General features: G+C 72.6%; 18 protein-coding genes. 17 read left to right on the forward strand and 1 reads right to left on the reverse strand.

The features are described 5' to 3' along the window. Positions 1-36 precede the first annotated feature (36 nt). The 13 genes from AC02VZ_RS02910 to AC02VZ_RS02970 all read left to right on the forward strand — a co-directional run bounded on the left by AC02VZ_RS02910 (position 37) and on the right by AC02VZ_RS02970 (position 14,189). On the forward strand, positions 37-1,557 hold the full coding sequence (locus tag AC02VZ_RS02910) for a UDP-N-acetylmuramoyl-L-alanyl-D-glutamate--2,6-diaminopimelate ligase (RefSeq protein ID WP_432055216.1): 1,521 nt from the start codon (positions 37-39) through the stop codon (positions 1,555-1,557). A gap of 4 nt (positions 1,558-1,561) precedes the next feature. After that, positions 1,562-2,983 (forward strand): UDP-N-acetylmuramoyl-tripeptide--D-alanyl-D-alanine ligase, encoded by a 1,422-nt coding sequence (locus AC02VZ_RS02915; protein WP_432055215.1) that lies wholly within the window; start codon positions 1,562-1,564, stop codon positions 2,981-2,983. Then, positions 2,983-4,074 (forward strand): phospho-N-acetylmuramoyl-pentapeptide-transferase, encoded by a 1,092-nt coding sequence (gene mraY / locus AC02VZ_RS02920; RefSeq protein ID WP_432055301.1) that lies wholly within the window; start codon positions 2,983-2,985, stop codon positions 4,072-4,074. Before AC02VZ_RS02915 ends, mraY begins: the two co-directional genes overlap by 1 nt. After that, positions 4,056-5,498 (forward strand): UDP-N-acetylmuramoyl-L-alanine--D-glutamate ligase, encoded by a 1,443-nt coding sequence (murD, locus tag AC02VZ_RS02925; protein WP_432055214.1) that lies wholly within the window; start codon positions 4,056-4,058, stop codon positions 5,496-5,498. Before mraY ends, murD begins: the two co-directional genes overlap by 19 nt. Positions 5,499-5,683: 185 nt before the next feature. Continuing rightward, positions 5,684-7,036 carry a putative lipid II flippase FtsW gene (ftsW, locus tag AC02VZ_RS02930; protein WP_432055213.1) on the forward strand — a complete coding sequence of 451 codons (1,353 nt, stop codon included), beginning with the start codon at positions 5,684-5,686 and terminating at the stop codon, positions 7,034-7,036. A 6-nt stretch (positions 7,037-7,042) separates the two neighbouring features. After that, entirely contained in the window at positions 7,043-8,137 is a 1,095-nt protein-coding gene (murG, locus tag AC02VZ_RS02935; RefSeq protein WP_432055212.1) for an undecaprenyldiphospho-muramoylpentapeptide beta-N-acetylglucosaminyltransferase, read from the forward strand. 25 nt (positions 8,138-8,162) lie between these two features. Next, positions 8,163-8,957, forward strand: a complete 795-nt coding sequence (locus AC02VZ_RS02940; RefSeq protein ID WP_432055211.1) for a cell division protein FtsQ/DivIB — start codon at positions 8,163-8,165, stop codon at positions 8,955-8,957. 280 nt (positions 8,958-9,237) lie between these two features. Further along, positions 9,238-10,434 (forward strand): cell division protein FtsZ, encoded by a 1,197-nt coding sequence (gene ftsZ, locus AC02VZ_RS02945; RefSeq protein ID WP_432055210.1) that lies wholly within the window; start codon positions 9,238-9,240, stop codon positions 10,432-10,434. Then, positions 10,431-11,159 (forward strand): peptidoglycan editing factor PgeF, encoded by a 729-nt coding sequence (pgeF, locus tag AC02VZ_RS02950; RefSeq protein ID WP_476474432.1) that lies wholly within the window; start codon positions 10,431-10,433, stop codon positions 11,157-11,159. The genes ftsZ and pgeF overlap by 4 nt, the downstream gene beginning before the upstream one ends. A gap of 6 nt (positions 11,160-11,165) precedes the next feature. Further along, positions 11,166-11,885 carry a YggS family pyridoxal phosphate-dependent enzyme gene (locus AC02VZ_RS02955; protein WP_432055208.1) on the forward strand — a complete coding sequence of 240 codons (720 nt, stop codon included), beginning with the start codon at positions 11,166-11,168 and terminating at the stop codon, positions 11,883-11,885. Positions 11,886-12,015: 130 nt separating this feature from the next. After that, positions 12,016-12,657 (forward strand): cell division protein SepF, encoded by a 642-nt coding sequence (locus tag AC02VZ_RS02960; RefSeq protein WP_362089037.1) that lies wholly within the window; start codon positions 12,016-12,018, stop codon positions 12,655-12,657. Between the two features lie 49 nt (positions 12,658-12,706). Further along, on the forward strand, positions 12,707-12,997 hold the full coding sequence (locus tag AC02VZ_RS02965; RefSeq protein ID WP_362089036.1) for a YggT family protein: 291 nt from the start codon (positions 12,707-12,709) through the stop codon (positions 12,995-12,997). Positions 12,998-13,049: 52 nt separating this feature from the next. Next, on the forward strand, positions 13,050-14,189 hold the full coding sequence (locus tag AC02VZ_RS02970) for a DivIVA domain-containing protein (RefSeq protein WP_476474433.1): 1,140 nt from the start codon (positions 13,050-13,052) through the stop codon (positions 14,187-14,189). A gap of 388 nt (positions 14,190-14,577) precedes the next feature. On the opposite strand, the gene ileS is transcribed toward AC02VZ_RS02970, so the two are convergent. Then, the gene (gene ileS, locus AC02VZ_RS02975; RefSeq protein WP_476474434.1) at positions 14,578-17,754 is read right to left on the reverse strand and encodes an isoleucine--tRNA ligase; all 3,177 of its coding nucleotides are present in this window, start codon (positions 17,752-17,754) and stop codon (positions 14,578-14,580) included. A gap of 584 nt (positions 17,755-18,338) precedes the next feature. Between ileS and AC02VZ_RS02980 the strand changes: the two genes are divergently transcribed. The 4 genes from AC02VZ_RS02980 (at position 18,339) to AC02VZ_RS02995 (ending at position 22,113) form a co-directional block, all read left to right on the forward strand. Continuing rightward, complete coding sequence (locus AC02VZ_RS02980; RefSeq protein ID WP_476474435.1) at positions 18,339-19,829, forward strand: TraR/DksA family transcriptional regulator; 1,491 nt, start codon at positions 18,339-18,341, stop codon at positions 19,827-19,829. Positions 19,830-19,995: 166 nt separating this feature from the next. Then, positions 19,996-20,652 carry a signal peptidase II gene (gene lspA, locus AC02VZ_RS02985; protein WP_432055204.1) on the forward strand — a complete coding sequence of 219 codons (657 nt, stop codon included), beginning with the start codon at positions 19,996-19,998 and terminating at the stop codon, positions 20,650-20,652. Positions 20,653-20,695: 43 nt separating this feature from the next. Beyond that, complete coding sequence (locus tag AC02VZ_RS02990; RefSeq protein WP_432055203.1) at positions 20,696-21,640, forward strand: RluA family pseudouridine synthase; 945 nt, start codon at positions 20,696-20,698, stop codon at positions 21,638-21,640. Then, the gene (locus AC02VZ_RS02995) at positions 21,637-22,113 is read left to right on the forward strand and encodes a GNAT family N-acetyltransferase (RefSeq protein WP_476474436.1); all 477 of its coding nucleotides are present in this window, start codon (positions 21,637-21,639) and stop codon (positions 22,111-22,113) included. The genes AC02VZ_RS02990 and AC02VZ_RS02995 overlap by 4 nt, the downstream gene beginning before the upstream one ends. Positions 22,114-22,141 lie beyond the last annotated feature (28 nt).

Consider the following 22,141-nt stretch of genomic DNA (forward strand, 5'->3'; position numbering starts at 1 on the left):
CCTGATCAGTCCCGAACCACCCAGAAGGGCCACCCCGTGACATATCCGGGACCGCCCCGGCCGGTGCAGCTGTCCGCCACACCCCTGGCGGAGCTCGCCGATCAGCTGGGTGCCCCCGCCCCGGACAGCACCGTCGAGGTCACGGGCATCACCCACGACTCGCGTGCCGTCCGGCCCGGTGACCTGTACGCCGCTCTCCCAGGCGCCCGGGCGCACGGCGCCGACTTCGTGACCCAGGCCGCGAGCCTCGGCGCGGTCGCCGTGCTCACCGACCCCGCCGGGGCCGAGCGCGTCGCCGCGACCGGGCTCCCGGCGCTGGTCGTCGACGACCCGCGGGCGCGGATGGGTGAACTGGCCGCCACCCTCTACGGCCACCCGGGCCGCGACCTGCTGCAGATCGGCATCACCGGCACCTCCGGCAAGACCACCACCGCCTACCTCGTCGAGGGCGGCCTGCGCACCGTCCGCAGCACCGGGCTCATCGGGACCGTCGAGATGCGCATCGGTGACGAGCGCATCAAGTCCGAGCGCACCACGCCTGAGGCCACCGACCTGCAGGCGCTGTTCGCCGTGATGCGCGAACGGGGCACCGAGGCGGTCGCCATGGAGGTCTCCAGCCACGCCCTGGTGCTCGGCCGGGTCGACGGCTGCGTCTTCGACATCGCGGTCTTCACCAACCTCAGCCCGGAGCACATGGAGTTCCACTCCGGTATGGAGGACTACTTCCAGGCCAAGGCGCAGCTGTTCACCCCGGCCCGCAGCCGCTTCGGCGTGGTCAACGTCGACGACGAGTACGGCCGCCGGCTCGCCAAGGAATCCGGCGTCCCCGTCGTCACCTACTCCGCCGAGGGCCACCCCGACGCCGACTGGCGGGCCGAGGACGTCCAGGTCGGCCCGCTGGACTCCACGTTCACCGTGGTCGGCCCGAAGGACGAGCGGATCTCGGCGACCTCGCCGCTGCCCGGCCCGTTCAACGTGGCCAACACCCTCGCCGCGATCGTCGCCCTGGCCGCCGCCGGGCTCGACCCGCAGGCCGCCGCCGACGGCATCGCCGCCGTGCCGGGCGTGCCGGGCCGCCTGGAGCGGGTGGACGAGGGGCAGCCGTACCTCGCGGTGGTGGACTACGCCCACAAGACCGACGCGGTGGAGTCCGTGCTGCGCGCCCTGCGCCGCATCACCGAGGGCAAGGTGCACGTCGTCCTCGGCTGCGGCGGCGACCGCGACCGCAGCAAACGCGAGCCGATGGGTGCCGCCGCCGCCCGGCTCGCCGACACCGCCGTGCTGACCTCCGACAACCCCCGCTCCGAGGACCCCCTGGCGATCCTCGCGACCATGCTCCAGGGCGCCGCCTCGGTGCCCGCGCACGAGCGCGGCGAGGTGCAGGTCTTCGAGGACCGGGCCGCCGCGATCGCCGCCGCCGTCGCCCGCGCGGAGCCCGGCGACACCGTGCTGGTCGCCGGCAAGGGCCACGAGCAGGGCCAGGACATCGCCGGGGTGGTGCGTCCCTTCGACGACCGCCAGGTGCTGCGCGAAGCCATCAAGAAGACCCAGGGATGAACTTGTGATCGCCCTCTCCCTCGCCGAGATCGCAGACGTCGTCGGCGGGCAGACGCACGACATACCGGATCCGTCCGTCCAGGTCACCGGACCGGTCGTCCGGGACTCACGGGAGGCGGGCCCCGGCAGCCTCTTCGTCGCCTTCGTCGGGGAACGCGTCGACGGCCACGACTTCGCCGCGGCGGTCGTCGAGGCGGGGGCGGCGGCCGTGCTCGCCTCCCGCCCGGTCGGCGTGCCGGCGATCGTCGTCGACGACGTCCAGGCCGCCCTCGGCGCCCTCGCCCGGCACGTCGTACGGCGCCTCGGCGCCACCCTCGTCGCCCTCACCGGCTCCGCCGGCAAGACCAGCACCAAGGACCTCATCGCCCAGGTGCTCCGGCAGAAGGCGCCGACCGTCTTCACCCCCGGCTCGCTCAACAACGAGATCGGGCTGCCCCTGACCGCGCTCACCGCCACCGAGGAGACCCGGTTCCTCGTTCTGGAGATGGGCGCCCGTGGCATCGGCCACATCCGCTACCTCACCGGCCTGACGCCCCCGCGGATCGGACTCGTCCTGAACGTCGGCTCCGCGCACATCGGGGAGTTCGGCGGGCGCGAGCAGATCGCGCAGGCCAAGGGCGAACTCGTGGAGTCCCTCCCGGAGGACGGCACCGCGATCCTCAACGCGGACGACCCCCTGGTGCGCGCCATGGCCTCCCGGACGAAGGCGAAGGTGCTCCTTTTCGGAGAGTCCGGCGAAGCGGACGTACGCGCCGAGAACGTGCGACTCACGGACAGCGGGCAGCCCTCCTTCAGGCTTCACACACCCTCCGGTGCAAGTGATGTGACCATGCGCCTGTACGGTGAGCACCACGTGTCGAACGCGCTCGCCGCGGCCGCCGTCGCCCACGAGTTGGGCATGTCCGCAGACGAGATCGCCCGTGCGCTCTCCGAGGCGGGCTCCCTCTCCCGCTGGCGCATGGAGGTCACCGAGCGACCGGACGGCGTGACGGTCGTCAACGACGCCTACAACGCGAACCCCGAGTCCATGCGGGCCGCCCTGCGCGCCCTGGCAGCGATGGGCAGGGCCTCCCGGGCCGCAGGGGGACGCACGTGGGCGGTGCTCGGCAAGATGGCCGAGCTCGGGGACGAGGCGCTCGCCGAGCACGACGCGGTCGGACGGCTCGCCGTCCGGCTCAACGTCAACAAGCTCGTCGCGGTCGGGGGCAGGGAAGCCGCCTGGCTGCAACTGGGCGCATATAACGAGGGTTCGTGGGGTGAGGAGTCGGTGCACGTGTCCGACGCACAGGCGGCGGTCGACCTGTTGCGCAGTCAATTGCGCCCGGGAGACGTCGTACTCGTGAAGGCGTCCCGTTCGGTCGGGCTCGAGAGCGTGGCGCAGGCGCTCGTCGGGACCGGTGCCGAGGGTGAGGTTGCCGCCCGATGATGAAGCAGATCCTGTTCGCGGGAGTCATTGGCCTCTTCCTGACGCTGGTCGGCACCCCGCTGCTGATCAAGCTCCTGGCCCGCAAGGGCTACGGCCAGTACATCCGCGACGACGGCCCGCGCGAGCACGCCAGCAAGCGCGGTACGCCCACCATGGGCGGCATCGCCTTCATCCTGGCGACGGTCGTCGCGTACTTCCTGGCCAAGATGATCACCGGCTACCTGGACGAGGACGTCGACGCCGGGCCGACGTTCTCCGGCCTGCTGGTGCTGGGCCTGATGGTCGGCATGGGCCTGGTCGGCTTCCTCGACGACTACATCAAGATCGTCAAACGGCGCTCGCTCGGTCTGCGGGCCAAGGCGAAGATGGCCGGCCAGCTGATCGTCGGCATCGCCTTCGCCGTCCTGGCGCTGCAGTTCGCCGACAACCGCGGCAACACCCCGGCGTCCACCAAGCTGTCGTTCATCACCGACTTCGGCTGGAGCATCGGCCCGGTGCTGTTCGTGGTGTGGGCGCTGTTCATGATCCTCGCCATGTCCAACGGCGTGAACCTCACCGACGGTCTGGACGGCCTCGCCACCGGCGCCTCCGTCCTGGTCTTCGGCGCCTACACCTTCATCGGCGTCTGGCAGTTCCAGGAGTCCTGCGCCAACGCGCAGACCCTCACCAACCCGGGCGCCTGCTACGAGGTGCGCGACCCCCTCGACCTGGCGGTCGTCTCCGCCGCCCTGATGGGCGCCTGCCTGGGCTTCCTGTGGTGGAACACCTCGCCGGCCAAGATCTTCATGGGCGACACCGGTTCGCTGGCGCTCGGCGGCGTGCTCGCGGGTCTCGCGATCTGCTCCCGTACCGAGCTGCTGCTCGCCATCCTCGGCGGCCTGTTCGTCCTCATCACCATGTCGGTGGTCATCCAGGTCGGTTCGTTCAAGCTCACCGGCAAGCGGGTCTTCCGCATGGCGCCACTGCAGCATCACTTCGAACTCAAAGGCTGGTCCGAGGTCCTCGTGGTGGTCCGCTTCTGGATCATCCAGGGCATCTGTGTGATCGTCGGACTCGGCCTCTTCTACGCGGGATGGGCAGCGGACAAGTGACCTTCTCCGGTCCCACGGACTTCACCGGACGCCGGATCACCGTCGCCGGGCTCGGCGTCTCCGGCGTCCCGGCGGCGAAGGTGCTGCACGGCCTGGGCGCCCACGTCGCCGTCGTCAACGACGGCGACGACGAGCGCGCCCGGGCCCAGGCGGCCGAACTGGAGCAGCTCGGCGTCACCGTCCGCCTCGGCGACGGCGACACCCTGCCCGAGGGCACCGACCTCGTCGTCACCGCGCCCGGCTGGCGGCCGGACAAGCCGCTGTTCGCCGCCGCCGAGCGGGCCGGCGTCCCCGTCTGGGGCGACGTCGAACTGGCCTGGCGGCTGCGCGGCCCGGACGCCGCGCCCTGGCTCGCGGTCACCGGCACCAACGGCAAGACCACCACCGTGCGCATGCTCGCCGCCATCCTCCGGGCGGCGGGCCTGCGCACGGCCGCCGTCGGCAACATCGGCGTCTCGCTGCTGGACGCGGTCACCGGCGAGGAGACGTACGACGTCCTGGCCGTGGAACTGTCCAGCTACCAGCTGCACTGGGCGCCCTCGCTGCGCGCCCACTCCGCCGCCGTGCTCAACCTCGCGCCCGACCACCTCGACTGGCACGGCTCCATGGAGGCCTACGCCGCCGACAAGGGCCGCGTCTACGAGGGCAACCGGGTCGCCTGCGTGTACAACGCGGACGCCACCGGCAAGCCGTCCACCGAGGACCTGGTCCGCGAGGCCGACGTCGAGGAGGGCTGCCGCGCCGTGGGCTTCACCCTCGGCACGCCCGCGCCCTCCCAACTCGGCGTCGTCGAAGGCATCCTGGTCGACCGCGCCTTCGTCGAGGACCGGCACCGCAGCGCCCAGGAACTCGCCGAGGTCTCCGACGTCCGCCCGCCCGCCCCGCACAACATCGCCAACGCCCTCGCGGCGGCGGCCCTCGCCCGCGCCTACGGCGTCCCGGCCAGCGCGGTGCGCGACGGGCTGCGGGCCTTCACACCGGACGCCCACCGCATCGCGCACGTGGCCGACGTGGACGGCGTCGCCTACGTCGACGACTCCAAGGCCACCAACACGCACGCCACCGAAGCCTCGTTGGCGTCCTACGACCCGATCGTGTGGATCGCCGGCGGCCTCGCGAAGGGCGCCACCTTCGACGAACTGGTCGCGGGCGCCGCCCGGCGGCTGCGCGGGGTCGTCCTGATCGGCCGGGACCGCGCCCTGATCCGGGAAGCCCTGGCGCGACACGCCCCCGAGGTACCCGTGGTCGACCTCGACCGGACCGACACTGGGGCCATGCTCCAGGCCGTCCAGGAGGCGCGGCGGCTCGCACGGCCCGGCGACACGGTGCTGCTGGCCCCGGCCTGCGCCTCGATGGACATGTTCGCCAACTACATCCGGCGCGGTGAGGCGTTCGCCCAGGCGGTGCGCGAACTCGGCGCCTGACCCGGCCGCCTGCGCCGGGCGACCTTGGGAGGGACGCGTGGGACCGTCGAGGGCCCGTCTTGCCGATCCGGCCGGCTCCGTCCGGCGCCGCCCCGCCACCGGGCCGGGCGGCGCGGGCCGGGTGCGCCCGCGGGGCGAACGGGCGCCCGGCGCCCGCCGCCCGGCGTACCGCGGAGGACGCCGCGATGCCCGGTAGCCGCACCGGCCGGCCGCCGGTGGCCCGCGTCTCCCGTCCGGCCACGGGCACCCGCCCCCGGCGCGAGAACGCCGTCCTCGCCTTCTACCGGCGCGCGCACCGGGCCTGGGACCGCCCGCTGACCGCCTACTACCTCATCCTCGGCGGCAGCTCGCTGATCACCGTGCTCGGTCTGGTGATGGTCTACTCGGCCTCCCAGATCACCGCGCTGCAGATGTCGCTGCCCGGCTCCTACTTCTTCCGCAAGCAGCTGCTCGCCGCCGCGATCGGGACGGTGCTGCTGCTCGCGGCGTCCCGGATGCCGGTACGGCTGCACCGCGCGCTGGCCTACCCGATCCTCGCGGGCGCGGTCTTCCTGATGGTGCTGGTCCAGGTGCCCGGGATAGGGGTCGCGGTCAAGGGCAACCAGAACTGGATCGCCCTCGGCGGCTCCTTCCAGATCCAGCCCAGCGAGTTCGGCAAGCTCGCCCTGGTGCTGTGGGGCGCGGACCTGCTCGCCCGCAAGCACGACAAGCGGCTGCTGACCCAGTGGAAGCACATGCTGGTGCCGCTCGTGCCGGCCGCGTTCGTGCTGCTCGGGCTGATCATGATCGGCGGCGACATGGGCACCGCGATCATCCTCACCGCCATCCTGTTCGGCCTGCTGTGGCTGGCGGGCGCCCCCACCCGGCTGTTCGTCGGCGTCCTGTCGGTCGCCGCGCTGATCGGCGCGATCCTCATCCGGACCAGCCCGAACCGCATGGCCCGCCTCGCCTGCCTCGGCGCCACCGAGCCCCAGGAGGGACCGGTGGACTGCTGGCAGGCGGTGCACGGGATCTACGCCCTCGCCTCCGGCGGGATCTTCGGATCCGGGCTGGGCGCGAGTGTGGAGAAATGGGGACAACTGCCAGAAGCCCACACCGACTTCATCTTCGCCGTCACCGGTGAGGAACTGGGCCTGGCGGGGACGCTGTCGGTGCTCGCCCTCTTCGCCGCTCTAGGCTATGCGGGTATCCGCGTGGCCGGACGCACGGAGGACCCCTTCGTGAGGTATGCCGCGGGAGGCGTGACCACCTGGATCACGGCCCAGGCCGTGATCAACCTCGGTGCGGTCCTCGGACTGCTGCCGATCGCCGGCGTCCCGCTCCCGCTGTTCTCCTACGGGGGATCCGCCCTGCTGCCGACCATGTTCGCCATCGGGTTGCTGATCGCCTTCGCGCGCGACGAGCCCGCTGCGCGGGCGGCGCTTGCGATGCGGCAACCCCGCTTTGGTAGAAAGCGGGCCGGGGGTTCTCAGAGCCCCCGGAGATGGAACACGATGCGACGGCGTGCCCCCGGGGCGCGTCCGTCCGGAGAGCGGTGAATTTCGGTGCATGTCGTACTCGCCGGCGGAGGAACCGCGGGCCACATCGAGCCCGCGCTCGCCCTCGCGGACGCCCTGCGCAGGCAGGATCCGACCGTGGGCATCACGGCCCTGGGCACGGAACGCGGCCTGGAGACCCGCCTGGTACCCGAGCGCGGGTACGAACTGGCGTTGATCCCCGCCGTTCCGCTGCCGCGCAAGCCCACGCCCGAGCTGATCACCGTGCCGGGACGGCTGCGCGGCACCATCAAGGCGACCGAGCAGATCCTGGAGCGCACCAAGGCCGACGCCGTGGTCGGCTTCGGCGGCTACGTCGCCCTGCCCGGTTACCTCGCGGCCAAGCGGCTCGGCGTGCCGATCGTCGTCCACGAGGCCAACGCGCGCCCGGGCCTGGCCAACAAGATCGGCTCGCGGTACGCGGCCCAGGTCGCGGTGTCCACGCCCGACAGCAAGCTGCGCAACGCCCGCTACATCGGCATCCCGCTGCGCCGGGCCGTCGCCACCCTGGACCGCGCCGCCGTGCGCCCCGAGGCGCGGGCGGCCTTCGGGCTGGACCCCAACCTGCCCACGCTGCTGGTCTCCGGCGGCTCGCAGGGCGCCCGCCGGCTCAACGAGGTGGTGCAGCAGGTCGCCCCCTGGCTCCAGCAGGCCGGGATCCAGATCCTGCACGCGGTCGGCCCGAAGAACGAACTGCCGCAGGTGCAGCAGATGCCGGGGATGCCCCCGTACATCCCGGTAAGTTACCTGGACCGGATGGACCTCGCGTACGCCGCGGCCGACATGATGCTCTGCCGCGCCGGCGCGATGACCGTCGCCGAACTCTCCGCCGTCGGGCTCCCGGCCGCCTACGTCCCGCTGCCCATCGGCAACGGCGAACAGCGGCTGAACGCCCAGCCGGTGGTCAAGGCGGGCGGCGGACTGCTGGTCGACGACGCGGAGCTGACCCCCGAGTGGGTGCAGCAGAACGTGCTGCCCGTGCTGGCCGACCCGCACCGGCTGTACGAGATGTCCCGCGCCGCCGCCGAGTTCGGCCGCCGGGACGCCGACGACCTGCTCGTCGGCATGGTGTACGAGGCGATCGCCGCCCGTGCGCCCCGTTAGACGCGGATGACGGAAGGCAGGGAGCGTGGCCGGATCGACGACCGCCGAGCGCGGTGAACGCCAGCGGGAGTCGTCCGGCCCGCCGCCCGTACGGCGCCTGGGCCGGCGCCGTCTGCGCCTGCTCGTCCTGCTCGGCATCGCCCTCGCGTTCCTCGGCAGCGGCAGCTTCTGGCTGCTGTACGGATCCGACCTGGCGCGGCTGGAGAAGGTGTCCGTCACCGGCACCCGGGTCCTGACGCCGGAACAGGTGCGCGAGGCGGCCGACGTCCCCCTCGGCGGACCGCTGGTCTCCGTGGACACCAGGGCGATCGAGACCCGTCTGGCCCGCGAACTGCCCCGCATCGGCACCGTCGACGTGATGCGCTCCTGGCCGCACGGCCTGGAGCTGAAGGTGACCGAACGCACCGCCGTCCTGCTGGTGCACCAGGGCGGGAAGTTCGTCGAAGTGGACGACGAGGGCGTCCGGTTCGCCACGGTGAGCAAGGCCCCGCGCGGTGTCCCGGAGCTCGACCTGGACCTCCCCCGGCGCGGCAACGCGGCGGCGAGCCTGCGCCGCTTCGGCGAGGACCGGCTGGTGCGGGAGGCGGTCCGGGTGGCCCGCGACCTCCCCGCGTCCGTGGCCGGCAGCACCCGGACCGTCAAGGTCCGTTCCTACGACGCCGTCTCGCTGGAGCTGAAGGACGGGCGGACGGTCGCCTGGGGGAGCAGCGAGAAGGGGCCGGACAAGGCCCGCACGCTCACCGCTCTCATGAAAGCCGTGCCGGACGCACGGCACTTCGACGTCAGTGTCCCCACCGCTCCGGCGTCATCAGGGAGTTGACGGGTATCCGTGCAGGCCAGCACCCTGGTTGGGCAGCGCTACGCCTGATCACATAGGGTGAAAAGAAAAACGGGAGGTTCGGCGTGTTCGTTGAACGTGCGCCACTTGTCGACTTAGTGTCCTGTTCAGAAGACTCCAGGGAACAGACACACTGGTAACCCTAAACTTCAACGTTAGGGTTCGGGTCGGCGATACGGACCGTCCCACATCGGCATCAGTCGTCGGATCGCGGCAAGGCCGTGAGGCGGCGACACGTAACTCGAGGCGAGAGGCCTTCGACGTGGCAGCACCGCAGAACTACCTCGCAGTCATCAAAGTCATCGGTGTCGGCGGCGGTGGTGTCAATGCCATCAACCGGATGATCGAGGTCGGTCTCAAGGGCGTCGAGTTCATCGCCATCAACACCGACGCGCAAGCTCTGTTGATGAGCGACGCCGACGTCAAGCTTGACGTCGGCCGCGAACTCACCCGCGGACTCGGCGCCGGAGCCAACCCGGCCGTCGGCCGCAAGGCCGCCGAGGACCACCGCGAGGAGATCGAGGAGGTCCTCAAGGGGGCCGACATGGTCTTCGTGACAGCCGGCGAGGGCGGCGGCACCGGCACCGGCGGCGCACCCGTCGTCGCCAACATCGCCCGCTCGCTCGGCGCCCTCACCATCGGCGTGGTCACGCGCCCGTTCACCTTCGAGGGACGGCGGCGCGCGAACCAGGCGGAGGACGGCATCGCCGAACTCCGCGAAGAGGTCGACACCCTCATCGTCATCCCCAACGACCGGCTGCTGTCCATCTCGGACCGCCAGGTCTCGGTGCTCGACGCGTTCAAGTCGGCGGACCAGGTCCTGCTCTCCGGTGTCCAGGGCATCACCGACCTCATCACCACCCCCGGCCTGATCAACCTCGACTTCGCCGACGTCAAGTCGGTCATGTCGGAGGCCGGTTCGGCCCTCATGGGCATCGGCTCGGCCCGCGGCGACGACCGCGCGGTGGCCGCGGCCGAGATGGCGATCTCCTCCCCGCTGCTGGAGGCGTCCATCGACGGCGCCCGGGGCGTGCTGCTGTCGATCTCCGGCGGGTCGGACCTCGGTCTGTTCGAGATCAACGAGGCCGCCCAGCTGGTCAGCGAGGCCGCCCACCCCGAGGCCAACATCATCTTCGGCGCGGTCATCGACGACGCGCTCGGCGACGAGGTCCGGGTGACCGTGATCGCGGCGGGCTTCGACGGCGGCCAGCCGCCGGCCAAGCGGGACAACGTCCTCGGCTCGACCTCGGCCAAGCGTGAGGAGCCCGCCCCGGCCGCGCGGCCCGAGAGCCGCCCGTCCTTCGGCTCTCTCGGCAGCGTCACGCCGAAGGAGGACCCGGAGCCGGTCGCTCCGGAACCGGTCACCGACCTGCCGATCGCCCAGCCGCCGGTGCCCCCGTCCCGGACCTACGCCGACAGCGCGGCCGAGGAGCTGGACGTACCGGACTTCCTGAAGTGATAGGTCTGCGCGAGAGCGTGAGCGGCGCGCACTTCGCCTTCACCGACCGGTGGGGCGGGGTGAGCGCCGCTCCGTATGAGGAGCTCAACCTCGGCGGAGCGGTCGGCGACGACCCCGGTGCCGTGCGCGCCAACCGGGAGGCGACCGCGAAGCGGCTGGACGTGGACCCGGCCCGGGTGGTCTGGATGAACCAGGTGCACGGGGCCGACACGGCCGTCGTCGACGAGCCCTGGGGCGACCGTCCGGTCCCCGAGGTCGACGCGGTCGTCACCGCACGGCGGGGTCTCGCCCTCGCCGTGCTCACCGCCGACTGCGTGCCGGTGCTGCTCGCTGACCCGGTGGCCGGTGTCGTCGCGGCGGCCCACGCGGGGCGGCCCGGTCTGGTCGCCGGGGTGGTCCCGGAGGCCGTACGGGCCATGACCCGGCTCGGCGCCGACCCGGCGCGGATCGTCGCCCGCACCGGCCCGGCCGTGTGCGGCCGTTGCTACGAGGTGCCCGCGCCGATGCGGGACGAGGTCGCCGCGGTCGAGCCCTCGGCGTACGCCGAGACGAGCTGGGGCACGCCGGCGGTCGACGTGGGCGCGGGCGTGCACGCGCAGCTCGAACGGCTCGGGGTGCGCGAGCGGGAGCAGTCCCCGGTGTGCACGCTGGAGTCGGATGATCACTTCTCGTACCGCCGCGACCGCACCACGGGTCGGCTCGCGGGCTATGTGTGGCTGGACTGATGGGGCATGACGGACCGTAAGCAGGAAATCGCCGCGAACCTGGCGGATGTGGAGAAACGGATCGCTGCCGCGTGCGCCGCCGTCGGACGTGCGCGCGACGAGGTCACCCTCATCGTCGTCACCAAGACCTTCCCCGCGAGCGATGTGCGGATCCTGTCGGAACTCGGTGTGCGTCACGTGGCCGAGAACCGGGACCAGGACGCCGCCCCCAAGGCCGCCGCGTGTGCGGACCTGCCGCTGACCTGGCACTTCGTCGGTCAGTTGCAGACCAACAAGGTGCGCTCCGTGGTCGGTTACGCGCAGATGGTGCAGTCCGTCGACCGGGCCCGGCTGGTGACCGCCCTCTCCAAGGAGGCGGTCCGCTCCGGGCGCGAGGTCGGGTGCCTGATCCAGGTCGCGCTGGACGCGGGCGAGGCCGCCCGGGGCGAGCGCGGCGGGGTCGCCCCCGGCGGGGTCGCGGAGCTGGCCGACCTGGTCGCCGGGGCCGAAGGGCTGCGGCTGGACGGCCTGATGACCGTCGCCCCGCTCACCGGCGAGTACGCCGGGCGTCAACAGGCGGCGTTCGAGCGGTTGGTGGATTTGTCGACCGACCTGCGCACGGCCCATCCGGCTGCGAACATGGTGTCCGCGGGGATGAGCTCGGACCTCGAACAGGCCGTGGCCGCCGGGGCGACACATGTACGCGTCGGCAGTGCGGTACTCGGAGTCCGCCCCGCGCTCGGGTAACGTCGCCAAGAAGTCGGACCACAGCAGAAAATATGGTCAATACCGCCGGACAGCGGGGGTAAAGGACCTCGTGGATCGCGGGCACTTGGCGGTCGTCAGCGGATCCACCACAGAGCGGAGGACTCGAAGCATGGCCGGCGCGATGCGCAAGATGGCGGTCTACCTCGGCCTCGTGGAGGACGATGGGTACGACGGCCGCGGATTCGACCCAGACGACGACTTTGAACCCGAACTCGACCCGGAACCCGAGCGCGACCGTCGGCGGCACGAGCCGTCGCACGCGTCACACGGCTCACTTCAGCCCCAAAGGGACGAAGAGGTACGAGTCGTGCAGCCGCCCGCCCCCCGTGAACCGGTCGCCCGTGCCGCTTCGCTGCCCGCGGAATCGGCACGCCCGGCGCGCATCGCGCCCGTGGCATCCATCACACAAGAACGCGCAAGCCTGGAGAAGAACGCACCGGTGATCATGCCCAAGGTCGTGTCGGAACGAGAGCCTTACCGGATCACCACACTTCACCCCCGGACCTACAACGAGGCCCGTACCATCGGGGAACACTTCCGTGAGGGCACTCCGGTGATCATGAATCTCACTGAGATGGATGACACAGACGCGAAGCGACTTGTCGACTTTGCGGCCGGTTTGGTGTTTGGTCTTCACGGCAGCATCGAGCGGGTGACGCAGAAGGTGTTCCTGTTGTCGCCTGCTAACGTCGATGTCACGGCGGAGGACAAGGCCCGCATCGCAGAGGGCGGGTTCTTCAACCAGAGCTGAGACGTGAGACCGGACAAGCGGGACACAGGGGAGAGGGAACAGACAGGCCATGAGCGTGTTCTTGCAGGTGATCTACATCGCGCTGATGGTGTTCCTGATCGTCCTCATCTTCCGTCTGGTCATGGACTACGTCTTCCAGTTCGCCCGCTCATGGCAACCCGGCAAGGCGATGGTGGTCGTCCTGGAGGCCACCTACACTGTCACCGATCCACCGCTGAAGCTGTTGCGGCGGTTCATCCCGCCGCTGCGTCTCGGGGGCGTGGCGCTCGACCTGTCCTTCTTCGTATTGATGATCATCGTCTACATCCTGATCACCATCGTGGGCAATGCACTGAGGTGACTGTGGACGACATGGGCCTGCCGACTGCCGATGACTACGCTGAGGTGAAGAGATGCCGTTGACCCCCGAGGACGTGCGGAACAAGCAGTTCACGACCGTCCGCCTCCGAGAAGGCTATGACGAGGACGAGGTCGATGCCTTCCTCGATGAGGTCGAAGCCGAACTGACGCGCCTGCTGCGCGAGAACGAGGACCTGCGCGCCAAGCTGGCCGCGGCCACGCGCGCCGCCGCGCAGAACCAGCAGAACATGCGCAAACCACCGGAGCAGGACCAGCAGGGGCCACCCCAGGGTCCGCCCCAGGGCATGCCCCAGCAGGGCATGCGAGGTCCCGGCGCACCGGTGCCCGCCGGCATATCGGGCCCGCCGCAGCAGCAGATGGGCGGCCCCATGGGGGGCCCGCCGCAGCTGCCCAGCGGCGCTCCGCAGCTGCCCGCCGGCCCCGGCGGTCAGGGCGGTCCGCAGGGTCCCGGCCCGATGGGTCAGGGTCCCGGACCGATGGGCCAGGGTGGCCCGATGCAGGGGCAGATGGGCCACGGCGGCCCCATGGGCGGTCCTCCCGGTCTCCCGCAGCAGGGCGGCCCCGGCGGCGACAGCGCCGCGCGCGTGCTGTCGCTGGCGCAGCAGACCGCCGACCAGGCGATCGCGGAGGCCCGCAGTGAGGCCAACAAGATCGTGGGCGAGGCGCGTTCGCGTGCCGAGGGCCTGGAGCGGGACGCCCGCGCCAAGGCCGACGCCCTGGAGCGGGACGCGCAGGAGAAGCACCGCGTCGCGATGGGCTCCCTGGAGTCCGCCCGCGCCACGCTGGAGCGCAAGGTCGAGGACCTGCGCGGCTTCGAGCGCGAGTACCGCACCCGGCTGAAGTCCTACCTGGAGTCGCAGCTGCGCCAGTTGGAGACCCAGGCGGACGACTCGCTCGCCCCGCCGCGTCAGCCCGCGAGCGCCGCTCCGTCGCTGCCGCCGTCCCCGGCGCCCTCGATGGCCCCGGCCGGTGCCGGTGCGCCGTCCTACGGCGGCAACCAGCCCATGGGCGGTCCCGGCCAGTCCGGCGGCCCGTCCTACGGCGGCGGCCAGCAGCAGATGCAGCCGGCGATGACCCAGCCGATGGCGCCGGTGCGTCCGCAGGGACCGGGCCCGATGGGCCAGGCCCCCTCGCCGATGCGCGGCTTCCTCATCGACGAGGACGACAACTGACGGCCCCTGTGGCCATGAGTACGGCGTAGCGCTCGGCAGCGTTCAGGGCGGGGCCCCGGTCTTCACCGACCGGGGCCCCGCCCTCGTGCTGCGCGGTCCACGGGTGCGCGCGACGTGTGTTCGGGTGCGGGCTGCCTGTCCGACGTACGCAACGCCGAAGGGCGGGACCCCGGGTGATTCCGGGGCCCCGCCCTTCGGCGTGCGTGTGCCGCGGTGCCGGATCGTCCGTGCCGGATCGTCCGTGCCGGGGCGGCCGGGGTGCGCGAGGTGCCCGTCGGTCGGCGCGCACCCGGCGGTCCGGTGGGGCGCGCCCCGCACCGGCCGCCGGCCGGTCCGGCCCGCCCACGGGGACGCGTCCCGCACCTCGGCGCGGGACGCGTCCGGTGCGTCACACCCGGCGCAGGCGGAACGTCAGGGCCAGGCCCTCGTCGGTGAACGGCGCGCCGAACGTGTCGTCCGCCTCACCGCGCGCGAAGTCCGTCGCCAGGACCTCGTCGGAGATGAGGCCCGCGTGCTCCTCGAGCGCGGCGACGGTCGAGGGGTCCTCGGCCGTCCAGCGGAGCGCGATGCGGTCGGCGACGTCCAGGCCGCTGTTCTTGCGGGCCTCCTGGATCAGCCGGATCGCGTCCCGGGCCAGACCCGCCCGGCGCAGCTCCTCGGTGATCTCCAGGTCCAGGGCGACGGTGGCACCGGCGTCGGAGGCCACCGACCAGCCCTCGCGCGGGGTCTCGGTGATGATCACCTCGTCGGGCGCGAGGGTGACCGTCTCCCCGTCCACCTCCACCGAGGCGGTGCCCTCGCGCAGCGCCCGGGACAGCGCGGCGGCGTCCGTGGCCGCGATCGCCCTGGCCACGTCCTGGACGCGCTTGCCGAACCGCTTGCCGAGCGCGCGGAAGTTGGCCTTGGCCGTGGTGTCCACCAGCGAGCCGCCCACCTCGGACAGCGACGCCAGCGACTGGACGTTCAGCTCCTCGGTGATCTGCGCGTGCAGCTCGGGCGAGAGCGAGGCGAAGCCGGACGCGGCCACCAGGGCGCGGCCGAGCGGCTGACGCGTCTTCACCCCCGACTCGGCACGCGTCGCCCGCCCCAGCTCCACCAGGCGGCGCACCAGCACCATCTGCCGCGACAGCTCGGGGTCGACCGCGGCCGGGTCCGCCTCTGGCCAGGACGACAGGTGCACCGACTCCGGGGCGCCCGGGGTGACCGGGACCACCAGGTCCTGCCAGACCCGCTCGGTGATGAACGGCGTGAGCGGGGCCATCAGCTGGGTGACCGTCCTCACGACCTCGTGCAGCGTGCGGAGCGCGGCCTTGTCGCCCTGCCAGAAGCGGCGGCGCGAGCGGCGCACGTACCAGTTGGACAGGTCGTCGACGAACGCCGACAGCAGCTTGCCGGCCCGCTGGGTGTCGTACCCCTCCAGCGCCTCGGTCACCTGGCCGGTGAGCGCGTGGAGTTCGGAGAGCAGCCAGCGGTCCAGCACCGGGCGGTCGGCCGGGGCCGGGTCCGCCTCGGACGGCGCCCAGCCGGACGTACGGGCGTACAGGGCCTGGAAGGCGACCGTGTTCCAGTACGTGAGCAGCGTCTTGCGGACGACCTCCTGGATGGTGCCGTGGCCCACCCGGCGGGCCGCCCAGGGGGAGCCGCCGGCCGCCATGAACCAGCGGACGGCGTCCGCGCCGTGCTGGTCCATCAGCGGGATCGGCTGCAGGATGTTGCCCAGGTGCTTGGACATCTTGCGGCCGTCCTCGGCGAGGATGTGCCCGAGGCAGACGACGTTCTCGTAGGAGGACTTGTCGAAGACCAGCGTGCCGACCGCCATCAGCGTGTAGAACCAGCCGCGGGTCTGGTCGATGGCCTCGCAGATGAACTGCGCCGGGTAGCGGGACTCGAAGAGTTCCTTGTTCTTGTACGGGTAGCCCCACTGCGCGAACGGCATGGAGCCCGAGTCGTACCAGGCGTCGATGACCTCCGGCACGCGGGTGGCCGTGCCGCCGCAGCCGTCCTCGGGGCAGGCGAAGGTGACCTCGTCGATGTACGGGCGGTGCGGGTCGAGGCCCGACTGGTCGGTCCCGGTCAGCTCGGTCAGCTCGGCGAGCGAGCCGACACACGTGAGGTGGTCCTCGGCGCAGCGCCAGATGGGCAGCGGGGTGCCCCAGTAGCGGTTGCGGGACAGCGCCCAGTCGATGTTGTTGGTGAGCCAGTCGCCGTACCGGCCGTGCTTGACGGAGTCGGGGAACCAGTTGGTCTTCTCGTTCTCCTCCAGCAGCCGGTCCTTGATCGCCGTGGTGCGGATGTACCAGGACGGCTGCGCGTAGTAGAGCAGCGCGGTGTGGCAGCGCCAGCAGTGCGGGTAGCTGTGCTCGTACGGGGTGTGCCGGAAGAGCAGGCCACGGGCGTCCAGGTCCTCGGTCAGCTTCTCGTCGGCCTTCTTGAAGAAGACGCCGCCGACCAGCGGCAGATCCTCCTCGAAGGTGCCGTCGGGGCGGACCGGGTTCACCACGGGCAGGCCGTAGGAGCGGCACACCCGGAGGTCGTCCTCACCGAAGGCGGGGGACTGGTGCACCAGGCCGGTGCCGTCCTCGGTGGTGACGTACTCGGCGTTCACCACGTAGTGCGCGGGCACGGGGCCCTGCCCGTCGGTTCCCTCGCCGCCGCCCGGGAACTCCACCAGCTCGAAGGGGCGCCGGTAGGTCCAGCGCTCCATGTCGGCGCCGGTGAAGCTCTCGCCGGTGGGCTCCCAGCCCTCGCCGAGGGCCTTGGCGACCAGCGGCTCGGCGACGACCAGCTTCTCCTCGCCGTTCGTCGCGACGACGTAGGTCACCTCGGGGTGCGCGGCGACGGCGGTGTTCGACACCAGCGTCCAGGGCGTGGTCGTCCACACCAGCAGCGCGGCCTCGCCGGCCAGCGGGCCGGAGGTGAGCGGGAAGCGGACGTAGACGGACGGGTCGACGACCGTCTCGTAGCCCTGCGCCAGTTCGTGGTCGGACAGGCCGGTGCCGCAGCGCGGGCACCAGGGGGCCACCCGGTGGTCCTGGACCAGCAGGCCCTTGGTGAAGATCTCCTTGAGCGACCACCAGACGGACTCGACGTACTCGGGGTCCATGGTGCGGTAGGCGTCGTCCAGGTCGACCCAGTAGCCCATGCGGTGGGTCAGCTCGCTGAAGGCGTCCGTGTGCCGGGTCACCGACTCGCGGCACTTCGCGTTGAACTCGGCGATGCCGAACGCCTCGATGTCCTGCTTGCCGGAGAAGCCCAGCTCCTTCTCCACCGCCAGCTCGACCGGCAGCCCGTGGCAGTCCCAGCCGGCCTTGCGGCCGACGTGGTAGCCGCGCATGGTGCGGAAGCGCGGGAAGACGTCCTTGAAGACGCGGGCCTCGATGTGGTGGGCGCCGGGCATGCCGTTGGCGGTGGGCGGGCCCTCGTAGAACACCCACTCGGGGCGGCCCTGGGACTGCTCCAGGCTCTTGGCGAAGATCTTCTGCTCGCGCCAGAAGTCGAGCACCGCGTGTTCGAGCGCGGGCAGGTCGACCTGGGCGGGTACCGGGCGGTACGTCGGCGTTGTCATCAGCGGGCTTCCTCCGGCGGACTTGCTGCCTTCCGTCCGGAGGGACGAGAGCTGTGTTTGTACGCCGCCGTCGGCGCGCTCCCGCGGTACCACCCTCCTTGGCCCCCCGGTGCGTCGTGTGCGCCGGTGAGCCCCCTCATTGGGGTCGCGATGCCGGGTCTACTCGCCGCGGCTGCTCGCTGCGGCTTTCTTCCGGCGGCTCCGGGGTGATCTTCGCGTCGCGCTCGCCCCCGGGCTCACACCGTCCCCGGGTCGCTCTGGGCTGCCTACGCCGCTACTCGTCCCCATCCACGCTTCTCGCTGGGCCCAGTGTACGGCGCGCGGCGGACGGCGGCCGACCGGTTTTCCCGCGACCGTGACGCCCGGCATGCCCCGAATGGCGACCCGGGCCGTTCCGGATCCCGGGAGGCGGGTCCGGGCGGCATACCCGGCGGGGAGCTGGGCACAACGCATGCAGGCTCGCCGTGCGGTGTCGGCGGGGCGGGGGAATCGGGCGGTGCGCCCCGTTGCCGCGGGAGGCGGGTCGATTTATCGTCCCAGCACGATTTGCGCGCAAGATCACAAAATGTGAAGGGGCCGCGGCCATGGTGGCGAAGAAGACCGCCGTACAGCAGTCGGCGTCCGGCGACGCCGGGCACGCTGCCGACGGTGGAGCCGGGCGGAAGCGGGCGGCGGCACGGGCGACGGACCCGGCGCGGAGGACGGCGGCGGGGGCGGCCCGCGGGCCGGCGGCGGGCCGGGCGGCGGGGAGGGGCGCCGGGGCCGGGAAGGGCGAGGCCCGTGCGCCGGACCCGGACCGGGGGACGGGGAAGGACGCGGACGCCGGGACGGCGGAGGACACCGGAGCGGCGGAGGGCCGGGGGAGGGCGAAGGGCACCGGCGCCGCGAAGGACCGGGAGAAGGCGAAGGCCCCGGTGAAGGCCGGGGGGACGGGGTCGGCGGGGCGGAAGGCGGCCGGTGGGGCGCGGACCGCCGCGGGCGCGAAGGCGACCGCCGGGAAGAAGGCGACCGCGGGCACGAAGGCGGCCCCCGGATCCGGGGCACCCGCGGGAGGGGCGGGCGCGGACGGCACATCGGCGGCGGGTGGAGGGAGGACCGCGGACGGGAAGGCGGGCACGGGCATGAAGGCGGCGGCGGGCACCGGGAAGGCCGGCGCGGACACCGCGACGGAAGCGGCCGGGAAGTCCGCCGGGAAGCCGGCCGGGAAGCGGGCGGCCACGGGCCGGCGGGGGGCCTCCGCCGGGAAGGCCGCGGGCGCCGCTCAGGGCGCCCCGGGACAGGAACCGCAGGCCGGGCCGGACGCCACCGGGGCACCGGCGGACGCCGGGGACGGCACCGCCGCCGGGGCACCGGCCCCCGGGAAGCCGGGGAAGCGCTCCACCGCCGGGAAGGGCGCCGGGGCCGCGGGAGCGGCCGGGAAGGCCCGCGGCGGGGGACGGGACGGCACCGGGGGAGCGGGCGCGACGGGCACGAGCAAGAGCACGAGCAAGGGCAAGGGCGCCACCGGGGACGGCGGGGGCACACACGACACGGCCGGGCCTGGCACGGCCACTGACGCGGACGCGGACGGAACCGCACCGCAGACGGGAGCGACGACGGTGGGCGCTAAGAAGACTCCTGGCACGGCCACGGCGGCCACGACCGCCGTACCGAAGGCACGGATCGGCGCGGCGGAGCCCGGCGATCTCGCGGTGCGCCCGGGCGAGGAGCCCTGGACGCCGGAGGAGGTCGAGGAGGCCCGGGCCGGGCTGATGTCCGAGGTGGTGCGGCTGCGCGAGGAGATCTCCTCCTCGGAGCGGTCCCTGGCCGGCCTGATGCGGGACTCCGGGGACGGCGCGGGCGACGACCAGGCCGACACCGGCACCAAGAACATCACGCGCGAGCACGAGCTGGCGCTGGCGGCCAACGCGCGCGAGATGCTGACCCAGTCCGAGCACGCCCTGCAGCGGCTGGACACCGGCACCTACGGCCTGTGCGAGAACTGCGGCAACCCCATCGGCAAGGCGCGCATGCAGGCGTTCCCGCGGGCCACCCTGTGCGTGGAGTGCAAGCAGAAGCAGGAGCGGCGCTTCTGACCGGAGCCCGGGCGGCGGCCGGCCTGAGAGCAGGCGGAGAGCGGCCGGGGAGCGGCCGGGGAGCGGGCGGAGACCGGCCGGGCCCCGGATGCCGACTGAGCAGGTGGGCCGCGCACGGCGTGTCGTACCCTCGTCCTCAGTCAGGTACCTAGGTTGAGGGACTCACGTGGCAGAGGCGGAGCGCATCATCGGTACGCCGGAATCCCCGGACGCCGGCCGGGACGGGCAGGAGCGGGCCGACGCCCGGGACGCCGAGGCGCCGGAGGAGGCCCACACCGGACCGGAGCGGGCCGATGCCCAGGACGCCGGGGCGCCGGAGGAGACCGGGCGTCCCCGGGGCAGGCGGCGGGTGCTGGTGCTGTTCGCCGTCGCCGCCTTCGCCTACGCCCTCGACCTGATCAGCAAGATGATCGTGGTCGCGAAGCTGGAGCACCACGAGCCGATCGAGATCATCGGGGACTGGCTGAGGTTCGAGGCGATCCGCAACGCGGGCGCCGCCTTCGGCTTCGGCGAGGCCTTCACCGTGATCTTCACGGCGATCGCCGCCGTGGTGATCGTGGTGATCATCCGGCTGGCCCGGAAGCTGTACAGCCTCCCCTGGGCGATCGCGCTCGGCCTGCTGCTCGGCGGTGCCCTCGGCAACCTCACGGACCGGATCTTCCGCTCCCCGGGGGTCTTCCAGGGCGCGGTCGTCGACTTCATCGCGCCGAAGCACTTCGCCGTGTTCAACCTGGCCGACTCGGCGATCGTGTGCGGCGGCATCCTGATCGTGCTGCTGTCGTTCCGGGGCCTCGACCCGGACGGCACCGTCCACAAGGACTGAACGCGCGTACGGGACGGGCGCCCGGGTCCGGCATACTCGACGCGTGAGCACGCTTCCCGAGATCCGTACCCTGCCCGTGCCCGACGGCCTGGAGGGCGAGCGCGTCGACGCCGCCATCTCCCGCATGTTCGGCTTCTCCCGGACCAAGGCGGCCGAACTCGCCGCCGCGGGGAAGGTCACGGTCGACGGATCGGTGGTCGGCAAGTCGGAGCGGGTCAGCGGCGGCGCCTGGCTCGAGGTCGAGATGCCCGGGGCCCCCGCGCCGGTGCAGGTGGTCGCCGAGCCCGTCGAGGGCATGGTGATCGTGCACGACGACGACGACGTCGTGGTGATCGCCAAGCCCGTCGGGGTCGCCGCGCATCCCTCGCCGGGGTGGACGGGGCCGACGGTGATCGGCGGTCTCGCCGCCGCCGGGTACCGCATCTCGACGTCCGGCGCCGCCGAGCGCCAGGGCATCGTCCACCGCCTGGACGTCGGCACCTCCGGCCTCATGGTGGTCGCCAAGTCGGAGTACGCCTACACGTCGCTGAAGCGCCAGTTCAAGGAGCGCACGGTCGACAAGCGCTACCACACGCTCGTCCAGGGCCACCCGGACCCGACCAGCGGCACCATCGACGCCCCCATCGGCCGGCACCCGCACCACGACTACAAGTGGGCGGTCACCGCCGAGGGCAAGGCGTCCGTCACGCACTACGACCTGATCGAGGCGTTCCGCGCCGCCTCCCTGCTCGACGTGAAGCTGGAGACCGGGCGCACCCACCAGATCCGCGTGCACATGGCGGCCCACCGCCACCCCTGCGTCGGCGACCTGACGTACGGAGCCGACCCCACCCTCGCCAAGCGGCTCGGCCTGACCCGCCAGTGGCTGCACGCGGTGCGGCTCGGCTTCGAGCACCCCGGCGACGGGCAGTGGGTGGAGTACGCCAGCGACTACCCGGACGACCTCCAGCGGGCGCTGGACAAGGTCCGGGAGGAGACCTACGCATGACGGGCGCGCCCGCCGGCCCCACGGTCCGCGAGGCCGTGGACGCCGCCGACCGGGAGGCGTGCTTCGCCGTGCGCAAGGAGGTCTTTGTCGCCGAGCAGGGCGTCCCTGAGGACATCGAGTACGACGCCCACGACGCCGGTGCCGTGCACGTGCTGGCGGTCGGCGCGGACGGCCGCCCGCTGGGCACCGGCCGGCTGCTCACCGGCGCCGCCGCCGCGGAGCGCACCGGCGGCGACCCGGGGGTCGGCTCGCTGGGCCGGCTGGCGGTGCTCCGCGAGGCGCGCGGCCTGGGCGTCGGGGCCGCCCTGGTGCGCGCCCTGGAGGAGGCGGCCCGCGCCCGCGGGCTGACCGCCGTCGACCTGCACGCCCAGACGCACGCCCTGCGTTTCTACGAGCGACTGGGGTACGAGGCGTACGGACCGCGGTTCGCGGACGCGGGGATGCCGCACCGGGCCATGCGGCGCGCCCTGTAGGGAGCCCGGCGCGTCCGGGGCCCGGGGG

The organism is Streptomyces sp. 3-6 (genome assembly GCF_056323165.1).

What these genes read in the sequence shown, in the direction of transcription:
- mraY (WP_432055301.1), top strand. Translation starts at nt 2,983, where the DNA reads ATGAAGCAGATCCTGTTCGCGGGAGTCATTGGCCTCTTCCTGACGCTG.
- murD (WP_432055214.1), top strand. Translation starts at nt 4,056, where the DNA reads ATGGGCAGCGGACAAGTGACCTTCTCCGGTCCCACGGACTTCACCGGA.
- ftsW (WP_432055213.1), top strand. Translation starts at nt 5,684, where the DNA reads ATGCCCGGTAGCCGCACCGGCCGGCCGCCGGTGGCCCGCGTCTCCCGT.
- AC02VZ_RS02955 (WP_432055208.1), top strand. Translation starts at nt 11,166, where the DNA reads ATGACGGACCGTAAGCAGGAAATCGCCGCGAACCTGGCGGATGTGGAG.
- AC02VZ_RS02960 (WP_362089037.1), top strand. Translation starts at nt 12,016, where the DNA reads ATGGCCGGCGCGATGCGCAAGATGGCGGTCTACCTCGGCCTCGTGGAG.
- AC02VZ_RS02965 (WP_362089036.1), top strand. Translation starts at nt 12,707, where the DNA reads ATGAGCGTGTTCTTGCAGGTGATCTACATCGCGCTGATGGTGTTCCTG.
- AC02VZ_RS02970 (WP_476474433.1), top strand. Translation starts at nt 13,050, where the DNA reads ATGCCGTTGACCCCCGAGGACGTGCGGAACAAGCAGTTCACGACCGTC.
- ileS (WP_476474434.1), bottom strand. Translation starts at nt 17,754, where the DNA reads ATGACAACGCCGACGTACCGCCCGGTACCCGCCCAGGTCGACCTGCCC.
- AC02VZ_RS02980 (WP_476474435.1), top strand. Translation starts at nt 18,339, where the DNA reads ATGGTGGCGAAGAAGACCGCCGTACAGCAGTCGGCGTCCGGCGACGCC.
- AC02VZ_RS02995 (WP_476474436.1), top strand. Translation starts at nt 21,637, where the DNA reads ATGACGGGCGCGCCCGCCGGCCCCACGGTCCGCGAGGCCGTGGACGCC.